Source organism: Microbulbifer maximicatervae (SeqCode) (genome assembly GCF_052467615.1).
Genome location: NZ_CP174319.1, coordinates 3,134,548 through 3,157,337 on the forward strand (window position 1 = coordinate 3,134,548; position 22,790 = coordinate 3,157,337).

At 52.0% G+C, this 22,790-nt stretch carries 19 protein-coding genes and 1 pseudogene; 4 read left to right on the forward strand and 16 right to left on the reverse strand.

Annotated elements, in window-relative coordinates; all coding sequences use genetic code 11:
- The first annotated feature begins 134 nt into the window (after positions 1 to 134).
- Both ACJJIM_RS13840 and ACJJIM_RS13845 read left to right on the forward strand, forming a co-directional pair.
- Positions 135 to 935 (forward strand): cytochrome C assembly family protein, encoded by an 801-nt coding sequence (locus tag ACJJIM_RS13840; RefSeq protein ID WP_444896543.1) that lies wholly within the window; start codon positions 135 to 137, stop codon positions 933 to 935.
- 79 nt (positions 936 to 1,014) lie between these two features.
- On the forward strand, positions 1,015 to 2,277 hold the full coding sequence (locus ACJJIM_RS13845) for an HlyC/CorC family transporter (protein WP_444911251.1): 1,263 nt from the start codon (positions 1,015 to 1,017) through the stop codon (positions 2,275 to 2,277).
- A gap of 15 nt (positions 2,278 to 2,292) precedes the next feature.
- Here the strand turns inward: ACJJIM_RS13845 and rnhB are convergent, their stop codons facing one another.
- The 16 genes and pseudogenes from rnhB to rpsB all read right to left on the reverse strand — a co-directional run bounded on the left by rnhB (position 2,293) and on the right by rpsB (position 18,865).
- Positions 2,293 to 2,910, reverse strand: a complete 618-nt coding sequence (rnhB, locus tag ACJJIM_RS13850) for a ribonuclease HII (RefSeq protein ID WP_282933664.1) — start codon at positions 2,908 to 2,910, stop codon at positions 2,293 to 2,295.
- A gap of 6 nt (positions 2,911 to 2,916) precedes the next feature.
- On the reverse strand, positions 2,917 to 4,086 hold the full coding sequence (gene lpxB / locus ACJJIM_RS13855) for a lipid-A-disaccharide synthase (RefSeq protein WP_444911252.1): 1,170 nt from the start codon (positions 4,084 to 4,086) through the stop codon (positions 2,917 to 2,919).
- 101 nt (positions 4,087 to 4,187) lie between these two features.
- Complete coding sequence (gene lpxA / locus ACJJIM_RS13860) at positions 4,188 to 4,967, reverse strand: acyl-ACP--UDP-N-acetylglucosamine O-acyltransferase (protein ID WP_444896539.1); 780 nt, start codon at positions 4,965 to 4,967, stop codon at positions 4,188 to 4,190.
- A gap of 105 nt (positions 4,968 to 5,072) precedes the next feature.
- The gene (gene fabZ, locus ACJJIM_RS13865; protein WP_108734005.1) at positions 5,073 to 5,513 is read right to left on the reverse strand and encodes a 3-hydroxyacyl-ACP dehydratase FabZ; all 441 of its coding nucleotides are present in this window, start codon (positions 5,511 to 5,513) and stop codon (positions 5,073 to 5,075) included.
- A gap of 78 nt (positions 5,514 to 5,591) precedes the next feature.
- Positions 5,592 to 6,653, reverse strand: coding sequence for a UDP-3-O-(3-hydroxymyristoyl)glucosamine N-acyltransferase (gene lpxD, locus ACJJIM_RS13870; protein WP_444911253.1), 1,062 nt, complete (start codon positions 6,651 to 6,653; stop codon positions 5,592 to 5,594).
- A gap of 14 nt (positions 6,654 to 6,667) precedes the next feature.
- Complete coding sequence (locus ACJJIM_RS13875) at positions 6,668 to 7,183, reverse strand: OmpH family outer membrane protein (RefSeq protein WP_413662813.1); 516 nt, start codon at positions 7,181 to 7,183, stop codon at positions 6,668 to 6,670.
- A 68-nt stretch (positions 7,184 to 7,251) separates the two neighbouring features.
- The gene (gene bamA, locus ACJJIM_RS13880) at positions 7,252 to 9,804 is read right to left on the reverse strand and encodes an outer membrane protein assembly factor BamA (protein ID WP_444911254.1); all 2,553 of its coding nucleotides are present in this window, start codon (positions 9,802 to 9,804) and stop codon (positions 7,252 to 7,254) included.
- A gap of 61 nt (positions 9,805 to 9,865) precedes the next feature.
- A pseudogene (gene bamA, locus ACJJIM_RS13885) lies at positions 9,866 to 11,143 on the reverse strand (outer membrane protein assembly factor BamA); the annotation flags it as partial.
- A gap of 111 nt (positions 11,144 to 11,254) precedes the next feature.
- Complete coding sequence (gene rseP / locus ACJJIM_RS13890) at positions 11,255 to 12,610, reverse strand: RIP metalloprotease RseP (RefSeq protein ID WP_444911255.1); 1,356 nt, start codon at positions 12,608 to 12,610, stop codon at positions 11,255 to 11,257.
- Between the two features lie 60 nt (positions 12,611 to 12,670).
- The gene (gene ispC / locus ACJJIM_RS13895; RefSeq protein WP_444911256.1) at positions 12,671 to 13,855 is read right to left on the reverse strand and encodes a 1-deoxy-D-xylulose-5-phosphate reductoisomerase; all 1,185 of its coding nucleotides are present in this window, start codon (positions 13,853 to 13,855) and stop codon (positions 12,671 to 12,673) included.
- Positions 13,856 to 13,964: 109 nt separating this feature from the next.
- Positions 13,965 to 14,810 (reverse strand): phosphatidate cytidylyltransferase, encoded by an 846-nt coding sequence (locus tag ACJJIM_RS13900; RefSeq protein WP_413662816.1) that lies wholly within the window; start codon positions 14,808 to 14,810, stop codon positions 13,965 to 13,967.
- A 122-nt stretch (positions 14,811 to 14,932) separates the two neighbouring features.
- A complete protein-coding gene (gene uppS, locus ACJJIM_RS13905) occupies positions 14,933 to 15,688 on the reverse strand; it encodes a polyprenyl diphosphate synthase (protein ID WP_444911257.1) in 756 nt (251 codons plus the stop codon).
- Complete coding sequence (gene frr / locus ACJJIM_RS13910) at positions 15,688 to 16,245, reverse strand: ribosome recycling factor (RefSeq protein ID WP_282933674.1); 558 nt, start codon at positions 16,243 to 16,245, stop codon at positions 15,688 to 15,690. Before frr ends, uppS begins: the two co-directional genes overlap by 1 nt.
- On the reverse strand, positions 16,242 to 16,979 hold the full coding sequence (gene pyrH / locus ACJJIM_RS13915) for a UMP kinase (protein ID WP_282933675.1): 738 nt from the start codon (positions 16,977 to 16,979) through the stop codon (positions 16,242 to 16,244). The genes frr and pyrH overlap by 4 nt, the downstream gene beginning before the upstream one ends.
- A gap of 162 nt (positions 16,980 to 17,141) precedes the next feature.
- On the reverse strand, positions 17,142 to 18,005 hold the full coding sequence (tsf, locus tag ACJJIM_RS13920; protein WP_108734016.1) for a translation elongation factor Ts: 864 nt from the start codon (positions 18,003 to 18,005) through the stop codon (positions 17,142 to 17,144).
- 113 nt (positions 18,006 to 18,118) lie between these two features.
- Positions 18,119 to 18,865 carry a 30S ribosomal protein S2 gene (gene rpsB / locus ACJJIM_RS13925; RefSeq protein ID WP_282933677.1) on the reverse strand — a complete coding sequence of 249 codons (747 nt, stop codon included), beginning with the start codon at positions 18,863 to 18,865 and terminating at the stop codon, positions 18,119 to 18,121.
- A gap of 325 nt (positions 18,866 to 19,190) precedes the next feature.
- Here rpsB and map point away from each other — a divergent pair, with 325 nt between their 5' ends.
- Positions 19,191 to 19,961 carry a type I methionyl aminopeptidase gene (gene map / locus ACJJIM_RS13930; protein WP_282933678.1) on the forward strand — a complete coding sequence of 257 codons (771 nt, stop codon included), beginning with the start codon at positions 19,191 to 19,193 and terminating at the stop codon, positions 19,959 to 19,961.
- A gap of 122 nt (positions 19,962 to 20,083) precedes the next feature.
- Positions 20,084 to 22,789: a [protein-PII] uridylyltransferase gene (locus ACJJIM_RS13935; RefSeq protein WP_444911258.1), complete on the forward strand. Its 2,706-nt coding sequence runs from the start codon at positions 20,084 to 20,086 to the stop codon at positions 22,787 to 22,789.
- Position 22,790: the final 1 nt, after the last annotated feature.

Consider the following 22,790-nt stretch of genomic DNA (forward strand, 5'->3'; position numbering starts at 1 on the left):
ACTGCAACTCCCTCTCTGAGGCGCGGCAGTATAGCCCAGGTCTCGCCACAGCCGAAATATCGCAAGTCTTCCTTGTTTCAACTGGCTATGACACACTCCTGCCCTAACGCAATAATGAAGACACGGATTTACCCATGGCGGCTTTCGCCCACTGGACAGCTATCGCTCTCTACCTGGCCACAACCATAGTTGCAGGTGCGGCTCTGGCCCGAAAACAACAGCCGAATTCCAAACTGCTTCTCAGCCTTTTGGCGGGTGCACTTGTCACCCACGGAATATCCCTGGGACACGTTCTCTTTTCACCCGAAGGCTATCGCTTTGACCTGCTAGCAATGCTCTCGCTGATTGCCTGGGTAGTTAACTTTCTATTATTGATCCTGGCCGTTGGCCGGCCACTTACGCTACTTATTCTTATTTTCGCACCAGTGGGAGCCGCCACTGAATTTGCCGCATCCCATATTTGGGGCACCGTAACGCCACATCAACAAATCTCTGCCGGCATTGCGGTACACGCTCTATTGTCTATTTCTGCCTATTCGCTGCTGACCCTGGCTACCCTTCAGGCGATCTACCTCTACTACCTCAACCAGCAGCTGCACAACCACAGGCCGGTAGGCGCCACCCGTCTTCTGCCACCATTGCAGAGCATGGAATCACTGCTGTTTGGCCTGATCACTTTCGGGCAACTACTGCTCACCGCCTCCCTGCTGACCGGTTTCGTCTTTGTTGGCAATTTGTTTGAAGAGGGACCAATACACAAAACCATCCTCTCTATGGTCGCCTGGGTTCTTTACACCATACTCCTATGGGGACACTGGAGGTTGGGCTGGAGAGGCAATACCGCTGTGCGTTGGACCTTAAGCGCTTTCGCCGCCCTACTACTTGCCTATTTTGGTAGTAAGCTGGTTATGGAAGTCATTCTCCAGCGCGGGTAATCGAATATACGACTGCAAAGCTTGCGGAGGTCGGCAATATGTTCCAATATCTCCGCTTGGAAATAAAAAGAGTTCTCCCTTGAACGAGATGCCCACGGGCCTGCTATTCGGTTTGCTGGCCCTATTGATACTGATATCCGCCTTCTTCTCCAGCTCCGAAACCAGCATGATGGCGCTTAACCGCTATCGCCTGCGGCACCAAGCCAAAAGCGGGCACCGCGGGGCAAAGCGCGCCACAGAGCTACTCGCACGCCCGGACAAGCTGATCGGCTCAATTCTAATCGGCAACAATCTCGTTAACGTTCTTGTATCTGTAATCGCCGGCTCGGTATTCGCGCAGATATACGGAGAAATACTCACCACCATAGTCTTAACTCTTGCCCTGCTGATTTTTGCTGAGGTCACACCAAAGACTATTGCCGCTCTACATCCGGAAAAAATTGCTTTCCCCGCCTCATTTATTTTGCGCCCACTGCAATGGCTGCTCACTCCCCTAGTGCTTTTGATTGGTGGCATATCCAACGGCCTGGCGCGTATGCTGGGAGTCGAAACAAAAGCGAATAGCGAAGCGGAACACCTGGCCCCCGAAGAACTCCGAACCGTTGTATTCGAATCAGGCGCCCTGCTTCCCAGCAAGCACAAAGGCATGTTGCTCAACGTGCTGGACCTGGACCAAGCAACCGTTGAAGACATCATGATTCCGCGCAATGAAGTCATGGGCGTTGACCTGGAAAACAGCGCCGAAGAGATCCTGCAGCAGCTAGCGGAAAGTTCCTACACTCGCCTCCCCGTATATCGCGGTGACATCAATCGAGTAGTAGGCATACTTCACCTGCGAAAAGCGGCGCAAATACTGCGGGACGGACCGGATAATTTAACGGCAGAGCGGCTCAACTCCTTCACCGATGAGCCTTACTTCGTACCCGAGGCAACACCACTCCCCACACTGCTGATGAACTTCCAGAAAACCAAGCGCCGCATGGGGCTGGTAGTTGATGAGTACGGAGAGGTAATGGGTATCGTTACCCTAGAAGATCTGCTGGAGGAAATTGTCGGCGACTTCACCGCAAGTCCAGTACCCAGCGATGACGAGGAGATAGTCGCCATAGAAGATGGCTGGTACATGATCGAGGGCGGCACTTCTATTCGCGATATTAATCGTACCCTGGGCTGGGAGCTACCCACTGACGGACCGAAAACTTTTAACGGCCTGGCAATGGAACACCTGGAGAGCATCCCCGACGGCAATATCAGCCTGTACATCCTCAATTACCTGGTGGAAATTGAGGAGGTCTCAGACAAGATGATTACCCGGGCCAGAATCAAGCGAATCGATAAATAGCGCTACAACCGTTTATCACTCAACCTCTTCTAGCAAGCGCCTTACCGGCGCAAAGCTGGTGCGGTGTATTGGAGTGGGACCCTGCAACTGTAAAGCTTCCATATGCGCCTTGGTGGGATACCCTTTATGACCTGCAAGGCCGTAACCGGGATATTCAGAGTCCAGCACCACCATTTCCCTATCACGGGTCACCTTAGCCAAAATAGATGCCGCCCCAATTGCAGCGACACGACCATCGCCCTTTACAACGGTATCGCAAGGGTAATCCCAGTTCGGTTTTTTATTGCCATCCACCAACACAAATTCAGGCTGCACGGATAGCTGTGCAACTGCACGATGCATCGCCAGTAAACTTGCCTGCAAAATATTTAGCTGGTCAATTTCCTCAACTGTTGCACGAGCTATGGAGTAACTGAGCGCTCGCTCACAAATCTCATCAAACAACTGCTCGCGCTTTTTTTCAGTCAGCTTTTTGGAGTCGGCAAGCCCGGCGATTGGCTTGTTAGGATCAAGAATCACAGCTGCGGCAACTACATCACCAGCTAAGGGGCCGCGCCCAACCTCATCGACACCTGCAATCAAATCACCCTTGAAAGGGCAAACATAGGGGGGCAATTCTGTTTTACTACTCATAACTTACTACTCGGCAGATTCAGGCTTAGCTTCCAGTAGCCCCACCACGGCATCGGCAGCCCGCTCAGAAGCATTGCGTCTCAACTGTTGATGCATTTCGAAAAACTCGCGCTCTAAATGATCCCCAAGAAGCGGATCTTCAAAGTACTGCATCACCGCCGCACCAAGATTCTCAGGAATGGCATCATTCTGCAAAATTTCCGGTACCAGTTCTTTTTGGGCAAGTAAATTTGGTAGCGAAACCCATGGGGTATGCAGCATCCGCGAGACGATCATAGACGTCAATCTGCCCAGCTTGTAGGTAACGACCATGGGCTTTTTAAGCAACATCGTTTCAAGGGTTGCTGTACCCGATGCAATAAGCACACAGTCTGCCGCTGAAACGGCCCGTCTCGATTGCCCCTCAAGTAAAGTAATAGGGAGTTCAGGGTAATCTTTTAGCTGCTCTTGAATCTCATCCATACGCTGCTTGTTGGCAGCGGGAATAACAAATTTAATATCCGAATGACGCTGATAGCACCATCGGGCCGTCTGCAAAAACAACGGCCCCAGCATGCGAACCTCACCTCCACGACTGCCAGGCAAAAGGGCAATTACCCGGTCGTCTTTCTCAAAGCCCAATGCTTTGCGTTCGCCGGCGACATCCACTTGCAGGGGAATTTCATCAGCCAAAGGGTGGCCAACAAAGGTCACCGGTACTTGGTTATCTCGGTAGAAATTCGCTTCAAATGGAAGCAGGGTCAACATATGGTCGACAGCCCGCGCAATCTTTTTAATTCGACCCTGCCGCCAGGCCCAAACCGAAGGACTGACATAATGGACGGTGGGGATACCCTCAGCCTTGAGCGCAGCCTCAAGAGTCAATGTAAAGTCCGGGGAATCTATACCAATAAATAGATCGGGAGGGTTATCAGTAAAGTAGCGACGGAGAGATCTGCGGATTTTCAACAGTTCTGGAAGGCGCTTCAAAGGCTCTACCAGCCCCATTACCGATAGCCGCTCCATAGGAAATAAACTTTTAGCACCCAGTTCCAGCATGCGCGGCCCGGCAATCCCCTCAAACTCTACATTGGGAAGCCGAGTTTTTAATGCGGCCATCAAACCAGAACCGAGGATATCTCCTGACGCTTCACCGACAACAATACCAATTCGTATCGGCTTATTTTTTTCTGACACGCCTAAATCCCTCCTCTTGGGGAGCTGTTTATGTTGGAACTAAATGGGAGTTGCATAAAGTGCAATCGGAGCCGCATAAAACAGCTCCAAAGAGAAGTGAATTAGCGAACAATGCCGCGGGTGGAAGATTGCAAAGACTCTATCCACGGCTGAATAACTGGAGATTGTTCACGCAACTCCATCAAGGCCTGCAGCGCCTCTTGCATAGTGAGACCGCGACGATAAACAGTCTTGTAAGCTTTATTGATCAGGGCAATATCTTCTCTAGAAAAGCCCCGCCTCCGCAGCCCTTCCGAGTTAATGGTCTTTGCTTCAGCAGGGTTTCCGGCAACCATAACATAAGCAGGAACATCTTTACCGATAGCAGCGCCCATTCCCAGGAAAGCATGCTCCCCCACAGTACAGTTCTGGTGAACCAAACTATAACCACTCAGAATCGCCCAGTCCTTAACAACAACATGACCGGCCAAACCACAGTTATTCACCATAATAGTGTGATTACCAACAACACTATCGTGGCCAATATGGGCATAGGCCATGATCAGGTTTTCGTCACCAATAGTGGTCTCACCTCGGTCCTGAACGGTACCACGGTGGATCGTAACCCCCTCGCGAATCACGTTATTGTCGCCAATAACGAGTGTCGTCTCTTCACCACGATACTTTTTGTCCGGGGTATCCTGCCCTACGGAAGCAAACTGGTAGATTCGGTTGTTCTTCCCCAGTTTGGTCGGCCCACTAAGCACCACATGAGAGGCAATATCACAGCCATCACCTATCTCTACGCCGGCTCCAACAATGGTGTAAGCACCAATACTCACCCCGGAACCAATTACTGCCGTAGAGTCGACAATAGCTGTAGGGTGGATACTTGTCTGCATTCTGGGATCTACTCCTCGGCATTAATCGTACTGGGTAACCTGTACCCTTAAAACAAAGGCTACCCGGAAAATCCTGAATCTAACTCTCCAGCGAGCTTTACAGAATTACTGAACCTTTTTGACGGCACATAGGATATCAACAGAAGCTGCCAGCTCGCCATCAACACTGGCTTTACAAGCGAACTTCCAGATATTTCTGCGAACAGATACCGCTTCAGACTCGAGCTCAAGGCGATCACCCGGGATCACCTGACGCTTAAAGCGCGCCTTATCAACCCCACCGAACAGATACAGATATCCATCTTCCGGTTTTTTACCAAACGTTTTAAAGCCGAGGATTCCCGAGACCTGGGCCAGGGCTTCAACAATCATCACTCCCGGGAAAATAGGCATTTCCGGAAAGTGGCCATTAAAAACTTCTTCATTTCCAGAAATGTTTTTATAGCCTTTTATATACTTCCCTTCTTCGAGTTCTACTACACGATCCACCAACAAAAAAGGATAACGGTGCGGCAGATACTCGCGAATTTCACGTACATCCATCATTCCAAATGCCCCCAGAAACCACTTCGGGGCGTAAAACGCCCCGAAAACAACAAAGCCAAATTAATTAATAACTAAAGTTCAATCGTCTGTCCCACTCTTTTGGGACAGTGCCTGAACCTGTTTTTCCAAATCTTTCAATCTACGCGCCATTTGATCCAACTGACCAAAACGCACAGCATTACGACGCCAGGTAGAACTATCGGCAAAGGATAGCGCTCCAGAGTAGCTACCAGTATCCTTTATCGACTTAGTAACAAACGTGTTACCCGACACCTGACTGCCATCTGCAATCGTTATGTGCCCGTTAATACGGCTACAGCCACCGAGAAGACAATGCTTCCCTATCTCAGCACTACCGGCAATTACGGCACACCCGGCTATGGCCGTGTAGTCACCAATCTTCACATTGTGCGCGATTTGGACCAGATTGTCGATCTTGACTCCTCGCCCAATCACCGTATCACCCAAAGCTCCACGGTCTATACAGGTATTGGCTCCAATTTCCACATCTTCGCCAATTTGCACTCCACCAAGCTGGTGAATTTTCACCCAACTGCCTTTATTAGGCGCAAACCCGAAGCCATCGGCTCCAATAACCGTCTGGCTGTGAATAATACCGTGTGCACCGATAGAGCAGTTATGATGAAAAACAACGCCGGCATACAGGCGTGTTCCTGCACCGACTAAACTGCCCTCGCCAACATAGCAGTTAGCACCAACAATCGCTCCAGGCTCCAATTTTGCGTAGGCCTCGACCACAGAGCCGGGCCCCACACTGACACCAGCACCAATCTCTGCCGCGGGGTGAACCACTGCAGAGGGGTGAATACCAATAGGTGCTTCAGGAGTTGTATCGAACAGGGCTGTTGCTCGAGCAAAGGCCAAGTAGGGGTCCACAACACATAAAGCCGTTACCGGGCACTCTTCAACAAACTCTTCCGATACCAGCACTGCGGCAGCTTTGGTCGTTTTCAGAAAGCGTCGATAATTAGGGCTTGCGAGGAAAGCCAAGTGCTCTGCACCGGCATCCTGCAGTGTATTTAAACCCTGAACTTTTTGATTGGAATCTGAACCGGGCGCCAACCGCAAGTCGGCCCCCAGCTCTTGCGCCAACTGGGCAAGAGAAAAGCTATCTTTCATAGAAGACTATCGACTTACTTGGCTGCGTTCATACGCTTAACAACAGCCTCTGTCAGGTCGACGCTGGGACTTACATAGTAGGCAGTATTGGAATCCAGCACTACGTCAAGCTTTTGCTCTTTAATCAGTGCGTCCAGGGCATCCCTAGCCTTTGGTCCCATAGAAGCCTGGATCTCTTGACCCACTTGAGCTTCCATTGCACGCAATTTTTTCACCGTTGTCTCAAAATCTGAGCGCTGGAAATTCATTTTGCGCTGGTACTCAGTCTTTTGCTCATCGGACCAGGTCACACTGTTTTTCTTGGCATCTTCAGCCATTTTTTGCAGTTCAGAACGAATTGACTCGGCACTGCTCTGCAGCTTCGAATATTCAGAGCTGGTCTTCAAGGAGTTAACCTTGGTTTTAGCTGCATCTGTGCTCATGATCGCAGCTTGTAGGTTAAGTACCGCAACCTTGGTTTGCGCCAGCGCTGCGCCGGACAAGGTCATACCTGCAAGTAATACTGCAACAATTTTTACATTCTTAAGCACGTCGGTCTCTCCAATAGATTTTATTTTAATTGCGCTGATATACGCCTAATTCATTTTATCTGACAAATTTAGAAGCTGTTACCCAGGGTGAACTGGAATACTTCCACATCGTCATCATCATTTTTCTTAAGAGCTTTCGCCAAGCTGAATGTCAGCGGGCCAAAACCGGTAATCCAGGTCAAGCCTATCCCCGCAGAGACATTCATCTTACCAAAGTCCACATCGTAACAGTTGATTTGGGTATCACCACAGCTGGTATCGAATACATTACCCGCATCTACAAAGAAAGCAGATTGAAGCGATCGCTGATCCTTGACAAATGGCAATGGGAAAATAACTTCTGCACTGCCTTCAATCAGGATATTACCGCCAAAGGGATCAGCGTCACTATAGCTATCAATCTCCAAGTTACCCTCACTGTCAACTTCGTAGCAGTATTGTGTATACTCTTCGCCATTTGTTGCACACGGCAAGCGTGTATAGAATTCTGCCGGTGTAGACCTGGGCCCTAAAGTATTGCGCTCAAAGCCTCGTACAGACCCAAAACCGCCAGCATAAAAATTCTTAAAGAACGGCAGCTCATCAAGGTCCCCGAAACCGTCACCATAACCCAAACGAGTACGTAAACGCAGAGTCAAACTCTTCGTTAGCGGACGGAAATATTGCCCAGTGTACACAAGCTTGTAGTACTCCAAATCACTACCCGGCACAGTAAACTCAGCAGAAAAATTTTGCGATGCTCCACGGGTTGCCAAAACACCTCGATTGAGCGTAGATCGAGCATATGAAGCAGTTAAACTCAGATTATTAAATGCATCACCATAGCGATCGATAAACCCATCAGCCGAAGTATTAAACTGGCTTGTATCTATTGTCATCGCTAGATCTTCAGCTACCCCATCATTTAATGCTTCTACTATCTCGACCGCCTCTGCCTCAGTAATACCATCCAGAGAAGTATCATCGAAGAGGCGTGGGCTGGACTGAATTTCCTGGACTGAGCTACTCGAAGCAGAAAGCTCCAAGTGGTTGAAATTAACATTCAGTCCGAGGCGGGAAATTTCCGACATCGGGTAACCAAAACTAACTCCACCACCATAAGTCGTGGTGTTGTAGTCAGAGAGGTTGACCTCGGAGTAATCATTCTCTGTGTAGAAGACATTAAAGCCACGGCTCACACCATCCGGTGTGAAGTAAGGGTCAAGGTAAGAGAAGTTCACAGACGTCTGGTAGGTCGAGGCATTCATCCCAATACCTACGGATTTACCGGTGCCTAACCAGTTATTTTCCTGGATATTGGCCCCCAGTACCAAGCCACTGCTCTGGGCCCAGCCAATTGTGCCGCCGATAGATCCTGAAGGCTGTTCTTCAACCGTGTATTCAACATCAATTTGATCGGATGTACCCGGCACCTCTGAGGTTTCCACCTCAACTTCCTTGAAATAGCCCAGGCGTTCAAGGCGGACTTTAGACTGCTCTATACGGGCAGAGGAAGCAGAAGCTGACTCCATCTGGCGCATCTCGCGACGCAAAACCTCATCTGTAGTGCGAGTATTACCTCGGAAATTAATTCGGCGAACATAAGCCCGCTTGCCGGGATTAATAAAGAAGGTGATTTTTACCGTTTTCTCTTCTTTATTGGGCTCGGGGATGCCATTAACCTCAGCAAAGGTATAGCCCTCATTCCCCAGGCGCTTGGTAATATAATCCGAGGTTGTTGTCATACGAACCTGGGAGAAGGTCTGCCCTTCCCGCACCAGCAGCAAGCGCTTAACTTCTTCCTCTGGGACTACAGGATCACCCGCCAGGTCCACTTCACTAATGGTGTAAACATCGCCTTCATAAACATTGACGGTGATAAATACACTCTCTTTATCGGGACTCAGGGAAACCTGGGTAGAGTCAATTTTAAAATCCAGATACCCACGATCCAGGTAATAGGATTCGAGACGCTCCAGGTCGCCGGTCAATTTCTCCCGGGAATACTTGTCATCACTGCGCAGCCACGACAACCACCCGGTGGTTTGCAGTTCGAAAATCTCTCCAAGCTCTTCATCGGAGAACGCCTTATTGCCGACAATATTGATGTGCTTAATCGCAGCTACTGAGCCTTCATCAACAATTACGCGAAGCTCAACCTGGTTGCGCGGCAACTCTTTTACTTCAGTTTTAACACTGGCGTCATAGCGTCCCTGGCCAACATATTGACGCTGCAGCTCCTGGGCCAACCCCTCAAGGGTTGCGCGCTTGAAGATCTGCCCCTCTGAAAGGCCATTCTCTTGCATGCCTTTCAACAAGTCTTCTGTTGCAATCGCCTTGTTGCCCGTAATCTCGATCTTGGAAATTGCAGGTCGCTCGCGCACAGTAATGACCAGGACACCATTTTCCTGGCCGATTTGAATATCCTCAAAGTAACCTGTGCGAAACAGTGCCCGAGTGGCACTCTGGATTTCCAAAGTCTCCACCTCATCCCCTACTCGCACAGGGAGAGCTGAGAATACGGTACCGGCAGAGACGCGCTGCAGCCCTTCCACACGGATGTCATCAACTACAAATGACTGTGCTAAAGCACTGAGAGGCAGTGCCAGGCTAAGAGAAGCCGCTTTCAGGAAATGTTTCATCTACTAATTCCAGGTGTTTTTATTCGCAATCCAGGAGTTACAACGCAAACTAGCGCCCCGCTCCCCCAGAATCAGAGGGTTGCCCCTCTACCATGTAATCAACATCGGGCCGGTCTGAGGTGCCGGACACCTTAGTTGTTTCAACTTTCACTACCTTCAAGTATCCAAGGCGCTCGAGACGCACTTTGGATTGTTCTATACGCGCAGAGGAAGCCAAAGCTGACTCCATCTGGCGCAGTTCACGCCGCAAGACTTCATCTGCGGTGCGAGTGTTCCCGCGAAAACTAATACGTCGCACATAAGTGCGCTTTCCCGGATCAATAAAGAAGGTAATTTTTACTGTACTCTCTTCTTCATTGGCCTCAGGAACACCATTCACTTCGGCAAAAGCGTAACCTTTGTTGCCCAAGCGTTTAGCAATATAGTCTGAAGTGGTCGTCACCCTCGCCTGGGAGAACCGCTGACCTTCTCGCACCAATAGCAGGCGGTTGATTTCCTCCTCCGCTACTATCGGGTTTCCAGCAATTTCCACCTCACTAACCGTGTAAACACCACCCTCAACCACGTTAATGGTAATGAATACACTCTTCTTGTCCGGCCCTAGAGATACCTGAGCCGAATCAATCTGGAAATCAAGATATCCACGATCCAGGTAATAGGACTTTAAGCGCTCCAAATCACCAGTGAGTTTCTCACTAGAATACTTATCATCGCTGCGCAACCAAGAGAGCCAGCCAGTAGTTTTAAGCTCAAAAATCTCTTCCAGCTCTTTATCAGAAAAGGCTCGATTTCCTACGACATTAATATGTTTAATCGCAGCAACAACCCCTTCATCGACAGCAACCCGCAGTTCAACCTGGTTGCGCGGCAGCTCCTTGAGCTCCGCTTTAACACTGGCGCCATATCGACCCTGCGCCACGTACTGGCGTTCAAACTCCTGGGTCAACCCCCTGAGGGTCGAACGCTTTAGGATCTGGCCTTCGGCGAGACCGTATTCCTTCATCGCCTTCAGTAGATCCTCAGTGGCAATCGCCTTGTTCCCGGATATATCTATCTTTGATATAGCCGGTCGTTCTCTCACGGTAATAACAAGAACGCTGTTTTCGTGGCCAATCTGAATATCTTCAAAAAAACCAGTGCGAAACAATACTCGGGTTGCATCCTGAATCTCGCCAGGCTCAACTTCGTCGCCTACCCGAATCGGAAGCGCTGAAAAAACTGTACCTGCAGAAACCCGCTGTAACCCGTCTACTCGGATATCGCTGAGAACGAACGACTGTGCCAAAGCGCTGAGAGGCAGCACCAGGCCCAGAAAGATCGCTTTCAGCAAATACTTCATACCGCTTCCGAGTCGCTTTTACTCACAACAAACTCGTGCCAAGACAAAACGTCTCACACGTATAAAAATCTCACTCACATTATCAGCCCGGAAAAAAGCCTGTCCTGGGCACTACAAACGTAAAATATCGTTGTACAGAGCCAGCCCCATAATGCAGAGCACCAGGGCCATGCCCACCTGTAAACCAATCACCTGCACCCTCTCTGACACAGGGGACCCCTTGATCGCCTCAATACCGTAGTAAAGGAGGTGACCACCATCGAGTACCGGGATAGGCAACAGATTGAGTACACCAAGGCTAATACTGAGCAACGCCAGCAATGACAGGAAAGACTGCCATCCCGCTTCCGCGGAAGTACCCGCCACTTTAGCAATGGTAATGGGGCCACTCAAGTTTTTGGTCGAAAGTTGACCAAATAATAGTTTCTTCAAGCTATTCAGGGTAAAGACTGTTTTATCCCAGGTCTCCTGCAAGCCCTTTACTAAAGCGCCGCCCACCCCATAGTGGTAAATCCGTACTCGATCATCCGGCCAAGTCTCTGATACCGGCTGCACTCCGACCTGCCCTATGGTTTCACCGCTGTCCAGCTTGATCTGCGCCGGTGTTACGGACACCGTCAGCGGTTCGCCTCCACGCTCGACAGTGATATCCATTGGAACACCAGCGCGGGCTCTCACATAATCGGTCCAGCTTTGAAAAGATGAAAAGTCACGGCCATCGGTCGAGACAATCTTGTCTCCAGCCTTTAGTCCAGCTGAGGCTGCCGGGCTTCCCTCCACCACATTATGAAGAGTCATACTCACCGGTGGAGTCCAGAGCTGCAGTCCAATCTCCCCGAGCGGATCGGGAACTTCACGGCCGGCAAGCCAGCGATTGATATCCGCCACCATATGGTATTCGAGGTTGGAATCCGGATAGCGCACAGAGAATTCTATGGTGCCGCTATCACCCAGGCGGTTTGCCAGGCGCCAATTGAGGGCCTGCCAAGTAGGGGTAGCCTCACCATCAACAGCAACAATTTCCTGCCCGGACTCAAGGCCTGCCGACGCAGCAATACTCCCGGGCTCAACGGATTTCACAATAGGAACCGGGCCCGCTGTTCCACCGAGGAACACAGCCCAGAAAAAGACTACCGCCAAAAGAAAGTTAGCGGCAGGGCCGGCAGCGGCAATCGCCATCCTCGCCCATACGCTCTTGCGGTTAAACGCCTGATCCAGCTCTTCAGCCGCTACAGGCCCCTCGCGCTCATCGAGCATTTTTACGTAACCACCGAGGGGGATAGCGGAAATAGTGAATTCGGTACCGTGGCGATCATAGCGAGAGATCAACCGGCGGCCGAACCCCACAGAAAAGCGTAGCACCTTAACACCACATAGACGTGCTACAAGAAAGTGCCCAAACTCGTGGAAAGATACCAGTACACCGAGAGCCACCAAGGCCCAGATTACCGTCTGAATTAGATCCATACTCAGCTACAACTTCTTGTCATACGCAATTTAGCGGCCATTATACGCCGGGCAATGTGTTTAGAGGGCGGCAAGCGCCTGCTTGGCCAGTTCTCGCGCATTGAAATCAATGGCTTCGACTGCCTCGAGCCCCGACAGTTCAACAACGGGAGCCCTATTCATCACTTTTTCTATCACCAATGCAATATCAGTAAATGCTAAACGCCCCTCCAGGAAGGCTTCTACTGCAATTTCATTCGCTGCATTTAAGACTGTTGGAGCACTTTTTCCCTCATTTACAGCCTCTCGCGCCAAACGCAGACAAGGAAAACGATTAAAATCCGGGGCCTCAAAATCCAGCCTGCCTTGCGCAATCAGGTCCAAAGCTGGCACCCCTGCATCAATGCGCTGGGGAAAAGCCAGGGCATGGGCAATAGGCGTGCGCATATCCGGATTACCCATCTGCGCCAGTAAAGAGCCATCCCGGTACTGTACCATCGAGTGAATAATACTCTGGGGGTGCACGACTATCTCAATCTGCTCAGGGCGCGCATTAAACAAATAGCACGCTTCTATAAATTCGAGCCCTTTATTCATCATTGTGGCGGAGTCAACAGAAATCTTCCGGCCCATCGACCAATTGGGGTGTGCACAAGCTTCATCCGGCGTCACCGCCCCCAACTCATTCGCAGCCCGTGTGCGAAATGGCCCGCCCGAACCCGTAAGCAGTATTTTTTCCACGCCCGCAGCTTCGAGATCCTCACAGGGGAATGGCAAACATTGAAAGATTGCATTGTGCTCACTATCAATCGGCAACAGTTGCGCACCACTCTTATTCAAGGCCCTCTGAAATATTGGGCCCGCCATAACAAGCGCTTCCTTGTTCGCCAGTAACACTTTCTTGCCCGCGTCTACTGCCGCCAAGGTTGGGCGCAATCCCGCAGCTCCTACGATCGCCGCCATGACTGTATCGACCTGAGTATCGGAGGCAACACGACACAAGCCCTCCACCCCACTGAGGACTTCCGTATCCACTTCATCGCCAAGCAGTACTCGCAACTCTTCAGCTCGCGCCCCATCGACAACAACAGCATATTGAGGATTAAACCTCCGACACTGCTGAGCAAGGTCGGCAACCCTTTCACGGGCGGTAAGGGCAAAAACAGAATATTTTTCCGGGTGTCGCGCCAACACATCCAGGGTGCTCACGCCGATCGAACCAGTGGAGCCGAGAACGGTAATTTGTTGCGGGGGAATTACTTGCATAGGCCCTTTTCGTACCTCTGATAGCAATATTGCTGCCACCAAACAATTGCACGCCCAGCATTAAGCTGGGCGCTAGCGAATAAAACACAAAGCTGGAGCGGAAACGCCTCTACAAGTATTTCGGCAGCTCGCTCGCTAGTGCGGCCATCGTAAACACTGGAAGAGCCGCGGAAAGGCTATCTATCCGATCGAGGATGCCACCGTGCCCCGGTAACATATGACTACTGTCCTTAATCCCTCTGTGCCTCTTAAACATGCTCTCCACCAGGTCCCCAATAACTGAAGCCAGTGCAGTAACCAAGACACCAAAAGTGAACAAGACAGTATTTTTCAGTGGAAGCTCAAATAGGTAGGAAGTTACGAGAGCCAAAATCAAGCAAGCACCCAGGCCACCGAAAAAGCCCTCCCAGGACTTGCCCGGACTAACTTCTCTAGCCAACTTCCGCTTACCAAACTTGCGGCCGACAAAATAAGCACCGACATCCGCCGCTGCAACGATCGCCACCACATAGAGAACCAGCCAGGCGCCGTGATCCAAGCCCCGCAAAACTACCAGTGATAACCAGGTTGGGACAAGCACTACAAGGCCAATAAGACCCCGAACCCATCGGTTGCCCCACAGAGCAGCACTGGACGGGTAGCTCTGCACCCACAAAAATGCGAGCGCCCACCAACCACAGGCTACAGCCAGAATCTGGCGGCCGCGATCGATATCTGGATCATCAAAATTCATTGAAAAGACGTATTGAGCCGTGACCATTAGGGTTAACCCCAATGCGGCCAAAAAAACGAAGCGCAAGGCTCGATTCAAATTCGAGAGGTTGGCCCACTCCCAGCCCGCCAGCAAGATAACCGCCACAAATATCAGTGAAAACCACTGCATTGGAAGTAAAAACAATACCCCCATAAACAGTGCCAATAGCACCAAAGCAGTAATTATTCTTTGTTTTAGCACCGCAAACCCCTTTGTTAGTAACTTGACCACTCTGTCTGGATACTCTGTACAGATCAAGAGCGTGTCGGCAAAGATTTCCAACCAATTTGTATAGCAAGCCTGGCGCCGCAGACTTGCCCGGATCACGCCTGAGCGATCGCGTCATCCCCCTCCGCGCGACCGCCGAAGCGGCGATCACGTAACTCATATTCTGCGATAGCCTTATCCAGTTCGGCTTCGTCAAAGTCGGGCCAAAGCGTATCAGTAAAATAGAATTCACTGTAAGCGGCCTGCCAGAGGATAAAGTTGCTAATACGCTGCTCGCCGCTGGAGCGGATCAAAAGGTCTACCGGCGGCAGATCTTGAAGTTGTACGTATTCGCCAAGTCCATCCTCAGTAATCGACTCTGGGGAGCGCGTGCCATCGGCAACCTCTTGAGCCAATCTGCGGGCCGCCTGGGCAATATCCCAGCGCCCGCCGTAATCAGCCGCAATTATCAGGTCGCCCTCAGTCCCTGCGCGGGTGATATCTTCCGCTTCGGCTATAGCGCGCTGCAAGCGAGGAGAAAATCGGTCCCGTCGACCAATAACTCTCAGGCGAACCCCCTCCTCCCGCATCCGCCGGGCCTCTTTGCGCAAATAGGAATTAAACAGGCTCATCAGCAGCTCGACCTCCTTCGGAGGGCGCTGCCAGTTCTCGCTGGAGAAGGCGAACAGAGTAAGCGCTTTAACGCCGCGAGCTTTACAAGCTGAAAGCAGGTCGCGGATACGCTCGACACCGGCCTTGTGGCCGGCTGAAGGGGAAAGGCCCTTTCGGGCAGCCCAGCGCCCATTGCCATCCATAATAATGGCGATGTGACGTGGGCCGGGAGCATGTAGCTCGGTACCACCGATGCTCATTAAATTTCCATCAGATCTTTTTCTTTCGCTGCCAGTGCTTTGTCCACATCAGCGACAAACTGATCGGTAATTTTCTGAATGTCGTCACTTGCGCGACGCTCATCGTCCTCAGAAATTTCCTTGTCCTTGACCAGTGACTTCACGTCCGCCAGCGCATCGCGACGAATATTGCGAATGGAAACCCGCGCCGTCTCTGCCTCACTTTTTGCCTGGCGAGTGAAGTTCTTGCGGGTCTCTTCGGTCAGCATAGGCATTGGAATACGGATAACCGCACCAGCTGTGCTGGGGTTGAGGCCCAAATCGGACTTCATAATGGCCTTTTCGATATCCGGGACCAGGTTTTTCTCCCAGGGAGTTACGGAAAGAGTGCGCGCATCCTCAACAGTAACATTGGCAACCTGAGATAACGGAGTATCAGAACCGTAATAGGAGACGTGGATGCCATCGAGAATACTCGGGTGTGCACGGCCGGTGCGAATCTTGTTGAAATTTCCAGCCAGGGCATCAAGCGCCTTACCCATACGAGCTTTCGCGTCTGTTTTTATATCTTCAATCACGATTTCACTTCCTCTTCAATTAAGGTGCCTTCCACGCCGCCAACCACAATATTTAACAGCGCCCCGCTTTTATCCATGCGGAATACACGTACAGGCATATTGTGCTCGCGACACAGGCAGATAGCGGTCAAATCCATCACGCCGAGCTTCTTGTCGAGAACCTCATCGTAAGTCAACTGGTCATAGCGAGTTGCTGTCGGGTCGAGTTTGGGATCTGCAGAGTAGACGCCATCGACCTTGGTCGCCTTCAAAACCAATTCGGCTTCAATTTCGATACCGCGCAGGCAAGCTGCAGAATCAGTGGTAAAGAAAGGGTTGCCGGTACCGGCAGCAAAAATCAGAACTTCGCCACGCTCCAGGTAGCGAATAGCCGCACGGCGATCGTAGTGATCGACAATACCGCTCATTTGAATCGAGGACATCACTCTCGAGGAGATGTCAGATCTTTCCAGGGCATCGCGCAGTGCCAGGGCGTTCATTACCGTGGCCAGCATTCCCATGTGATCACCGGTCACACGGTCGAGACCTGCAGCGCTCAACGCAGCCCCACGGAACAGGTTGCCACCACCAACAACCAAACCCACCTGGACCCCAATACCGACCAGCTGCCCAATCTCCAGGGCCATTTTGTCCAGCACCTTGGGACTGATACCGAAACCCTGATCACCCATCAGCTCTTCGCCGCTGAGCTTTAACAAAATTCTCTTATACTTGCGGTCTTTAATACCGGGCATTCGTTAGTCCCCTTCAATGTACCTGTTAGTGGCCAGGCCTTGCCGCTGAACATTACAACAATTTCAGTCATTTACACAGAGGGGTGCTCCGCTGTAGGTAAGAAACCCCAGCGGAAGCACCCCACTGCGATTGAGCGCCCGAGGGCACCCAATAATATGCGATTAAGAAGAGGATTTAACCTGGGCCGCAACTTCCGCTGCGAAATCCACCTCTTCCTTCTCGATACCTTCACCCACTTCGTAGCGAACAAAGGAAACCACATCGGCACCGGCATCTTTAACCAGTTTGCCAATGCTTACATCCGGGTTCTTAACGAAAGGCTGCTCTACCAAGCTGTTCTCTTTCAGGAACTTCTTGATTCGACCGCCCATCATTTTCTCTACGATTTCAGCCGGCTTGCCTTCCATATCCGGCTGAGCCTTGATGATGTCCTTTTCTTTTTCCAGGACGTCAGCAGGCATATCTTCCGGCTTGTTCACCTGCGGATTAACCGCAGTCACGTGCATGGCAACATCTTTGGCCAGCTCGACCTCTCCACCGCTCAGAGCTACCAGGGCAGCGATGCGGTTGTTGGAGTGAACATAAGCACCTACAACTGGAGCTTCAACCAACTCGATACGACGCACGCCGATGTTCTCACCGATTTTCTGAACCAGAGCTTCACGAGCAGTTTCCAGCTCGCCTTCCATCAGGGCAGCTACGTCTTGCTGGCGATCGGCAAATGCCTTCTCCACAACCTTGGCAACAAACGCCTGGAAGTTTTCATCGCGAGCAACGAAGTCAGTCTCGGAGTTCACTTCAACCAGTACGCCGTAGCTGCCATCTTCTGCAACTTTAGCGGCAACAACGCCGTCAGCAGCGGTGCGGCCAGCTTTCTTAGCGGCCTTCAGGCCGGAGGCTTTGCGCAGGTCTTCAATCGCCTTTTCGATGTCGCCATCAGCAGCCGTCAGAGCTTTCTTACACTCCATCATCGGCAGGCCGGTGCGCTCGCGCAGTTCTTTTACCATAGACGCGGTAATCGCCATGATTCAATCCTCGGGGTTCTGTCACTAAAAATTAGAAAAAAGGGGCCGTAATTCGGGCCCCTTTTTGAGTTCGCAGTGTAAAACGACTGTGTTACACCACTTAGCCCTGCAAATTACTCTGCAGCGGCTTCGTCATCGTTAGCTTCGACGTACTCGTCCTTCGCAACGGTATTACCAGCTTCTGCAGCGCCGGCAAGTACTGCGTCGGCTACAGCTGTGGTGTACAGCTTGATTGCGCGGATAGCGTCGTCGTTACCGGGGATCACGTAATCAACACCAGCGGGATCGCTGTTGGTGTCGACAACACCGATTACGGGGATACCCAGCTTGTTAGCTTCCTGGATAGCAATGCGCTCGTGCTCAACGTCGATTACGAAGATCGCGTCAGGCAGGCCACCCATATCCTTGATACCACCGATGGAGCGCTCAAGCTTATCCATGGCACGGGTACGCATCAGAGCTTCTTTCTTGGTCAGCTTCTCGAAAGTACCGTCCTGAGACTGGGCTTCCAGCTCACGGAAACGCTTGATGGAAGCGCGGATGGTTTTGTAGTTGGTGAGCATACCACCCAGCCAGCGGTTGCTGACGTAAGGCTGGCCACAACGCTCTGCCTGCTCTTTGATAGACTTCTGTGCAGCACGCTTGGTGCCAACAAACATAATCTTTTTCTTTTGAGCAGTCATGCCCTTGATGATCTGCAGGGCTTCGTTGAAAGCCGGTACAGTGTGCTCAAGGTTGATGATGTGAATCTTGTTGCGGGCACCAAAGATGAATTGACCCATCTTCGGGTTCCAGTAGCGGGTCTGGTGACCAAAGTGAACACCAGCCTGCAGCATATCGCGCATACTTACTTGCGGCATAATAAACCTCTATATATACGGGTTAGTCCTCCACGTATCCCATGCGTCAACCCCTTTCAGGGCACCCAGACACATGTGTCGATGCGTGTGCGGCTTTTACTCGCCCAGGGAGTATCCCCAGGCGGCGCGCTTTATACCACAAGTGCACCCCATAGTGAAGAATTGGCGCCGATTTCGCGCAAATGATCACGCCTCAATGCTATTGGCGGGACGCCTGAGCCATCCTTGCGCCAATAGCGGCAAAATGTGTCCTACAGCCAGCAATCCGCTACAATAGCCCGCCTCTTGGGCGCTACCCGCCCCAACCCAGAAACAAAGGATACGCATGACCTCAGCCATTAAGACCCCAGAACAAATCGCCAAGATGCGCACCGCAGGCCGCCTCGCCGCAGAGGTGCTGGAAATGATTGGCGAGTATGTCGTTCCAGGAGTCACTACCGAAGAACTGGATCGACGCTGCCACGAACACATCGTGAAGGTACAGAAAGCGATCCCGGCCTGCCTCGGTTATCGCGGCTTCCCAAAATCTATCTGCACTTCCGTCAACGAAGTGGTCTGTCACGGTATCCCCTCCGAGAGCAAAATTCTCAAGAAGGGCGACATCATTAATATCGATGTGACCGTTATCAAAGATGGCTGGTACGGTGACACCAGCAAGATGTTCTTTGCCGGCAAGCCCGCCGCCCACGCCGAACGCCTGGTACAAATCACCCAGGAGTGCATGTACAAGGCCATCGAAATTGTCCGCCCCGGCACTACCCTCGGCGATATTGGCCACGTCATCCAGCAGCACGCTGAGAAAAACTATTACTCAGTGGTACGCGACTTCTGCGGACACGGCATCGGCGACGTCTTCCATGAAGACCCACAAATTCTTCACTACGGTCAGCCGGGAACTGGGGAAGTACTCAAAGAGGGCATGACCTTCACCATTGAACCCATGATTAACGCAGGCAAAGCGGCCACGCGCGTGCTGGGAGATGGCTGGACTGCGGTAACCAAGGACCGCCGCCTCTCCGCCCAATGGGAACACACCATGGCTGTGACTAGCGACGGCGTAGAAGTGCTCACAGCACGCAGCGAGGAGAACTTCTAAAGCCGTACTGACGGGCCGCGAGGAATAAGTGCATTACTCGCGGCACTACAGTAGCGGATCTCCGCAAACCGAACCCAAGCCGCTCCCCACCTGCGGCAGCCCAAGAGCCAAACGGACTTCCCATGCAGCCGGTCAGCCCTCCCTATTTTGAACGCCCCCTGTTTTTCTTTGATCAGTCCCGTTTTCGCAGGGATTTAAGCTCCGGCGACAAACCCACTCTGGAGATATTCAAAGATGCTGTCGGCGCAGCCGAACGGCAAATGGCAGAGCGCTTTCGCGAAGGAGAGGACGTTGTCACACTGGTACACGAGCGCGCCCTGTTTGTGGACTGCCTTCTGCATTACGCCTGGCACCAGTTCGAGTGGAGAGACGGTATAGGGCTTCTCGCTGTGGGCGGCTACGGGCGCGGAGAGCTACACCCCCACTCCGATATCGATTTACTCATCCTCTCCAGCGATCACCCAACCCCGGATACCATCGACAACATAGAGCGCTTGGTGGCCTTTTTATGGGACCTGGGCTTGGATATCGGCCACTCTGTACGAAATATCGAGGAGTGCCTGGAGTTGGCCGCGAAGGACATTACCGTGGCCACCAACCTCACCGAATCCCGCACAGTTGTCGGCGACAGTACTGTTGGCGAGCAGCTAACTGCGCAAATGGAACACAAAAGGCTATGGCCCACCGAAGAATTCTTCAAGGCCAAGCTCGCCGAACAAAAAAAGCGGCACAGCAATCAGCAGGCTGCTGAATATATTCTCGAGCCCAATATTAAGAACTCTCCCGGGGGCCTGCGGGATATCCAGACAATTGCCTGGGTTGCCAAATATTTTTTCCAAGTGCGCACCCTGAAGCAACTGCAGGGCAAGGCATTTTTTACCGAGGAAGAGTTCGCCATATTACAGTCCGGGGAAACCTTCCTCTGGCGTGTGCGCTACGGCTTGCACCTGCTCGCCGGCCGCGCGGAAGAGCGACTGCTGTTTGACTACCAAAGAGAACTGGCGAAGCAATTCGGTTATGTGGATAGCGACACCCAGCTCGCCGTTGAGCAGTTTATGCACAACTACTACCGCATCGTGATGGCACTGCAGGAATTGAACGATGTACTTCTCCAATATCTCGGCGAAGCCATCCTTCAGCGCAAAGGCAGCCAACTGGTCATTCCGCTAAATGAGCGATTCCAGCTGCGCGACGGCAATATTGAGGTTACCCACCCCCAGGTATTTAACCAGGAGCCCTCGGCCCTGCTCGAGATCTTCGTGCTGATGGCCAACAACCCGGATATTAGCGGAGTACGGGCCTCCACCATCCGCCTGATTCGCGAGCACCGACACCTGATCGACGACCAGTTCCGCGCAGATCCGAAAAATACCCAGTTGTTTATGCAGCTGCTTCGCTCACCCCGGGGCTTGTCGACCCAGCTATCCCGAATGACCCGCTACCGCATTCTAGGGCGATACCTACCAGAATTTGGGCAGGTAACCGGGCAAATGCAGCACGACTTATTCCATATCTACACCGTGGATGCCCACACCTTGCAAGTTGTGCGCAATATGCGCAGCTTCCGGAGCCCCGAGGCGCGGGAAAAATTCCCGATTGCAGCGGAAATTCTCGAGCGCATGCGCCAACCGGAACTGCTGTATATTGCCGGTCTCTACCACGATATCGCCAAAGGACGCGGTGGCGACCACTCCAAACTGGGCGTTGTGGATGCAGCGGAATTCTGCCAGCGCCACCACCTGCCCGCCCGCGACCGGCGTCTGGTTTGCTGGCTTGTAGAAAAGCATCTATTGATGAGCCAGGTTTCACAGAAGCAGGACATCAGTGATCCCGAAGTCGTGCACGCTTTCGCCCGTGAAATGGGTGACCGCGAACATCTGGACTACCTGTACGCCCTCACAGTCGCAGATATCAATGCCACCAACCCGGAACTCTGGAACAGCTGGCGGGCCAGTTTGATGCGCCAGCTCTACCAGGCCACCCGGCACGCCCTGCGCCGAGGCCTGGAAAATCCCATCGACCGGGAAGAAATCATCGAGGAAACCCGCTGCCAGGCAATGGAAAAACTGGACGCTATGGGACTTCCGCAAGCCTCTGTGGAAAATATCTGGGCACAAATGGGGGATGACTATTTTGTTCGCGAAACCGCTGACAATATCACCTGGCACACTTCAGCCATCCACGAACTGCACAGCAGCCCGGACACCAGCCAAAAAGACACTCTGGTTTTAACGCGAAACTCAGGGCCTGGCGAGCACGACGGCGCTACCCAGGTTTTTGTCTACACGCCTGATAGAGCCAACGTATTTGCCGCAGCGGTTACCGGGCTGGATATGCTCAACCTGAACGTTCACGATGCGCGCCTGTACAATTCTGCCTCTGGTTATACGCTGGATACTTTTTACGTGCTGGATGAAGCGGGCCAACCGCTACTGGACGAACCCCAGCGCCTAGCGCAGATTCGCGACACTCTACAGCAGGAATTGGCCCTGGTTGAGGACTACTCAAAGATCATTCAGCGACGTACGCCCCGCCGCCTTAAAATGTTTGAATTGAAGAGCCAGGCTCATCTCTCCACTGAGCCCGGCGATCATTACAGCACCCTGGAAATTACCAGTGCCGACAGACCCGGCTTGCTGGCCCGCATCGCGCGTATTTTTATTTCCCACGATCTGCGCCTGCACAATGCAAAAATTTCGACACTCGGCGAACGAGTCGAAGATATTTTTCACATTACCGACGCCGAGGGATCACCACTTACCGACATCGAGGCCAACGGCGCACTGGAAAAAGCCATTTGCCTGGAACTGAACAACCAAGACGCCTAAC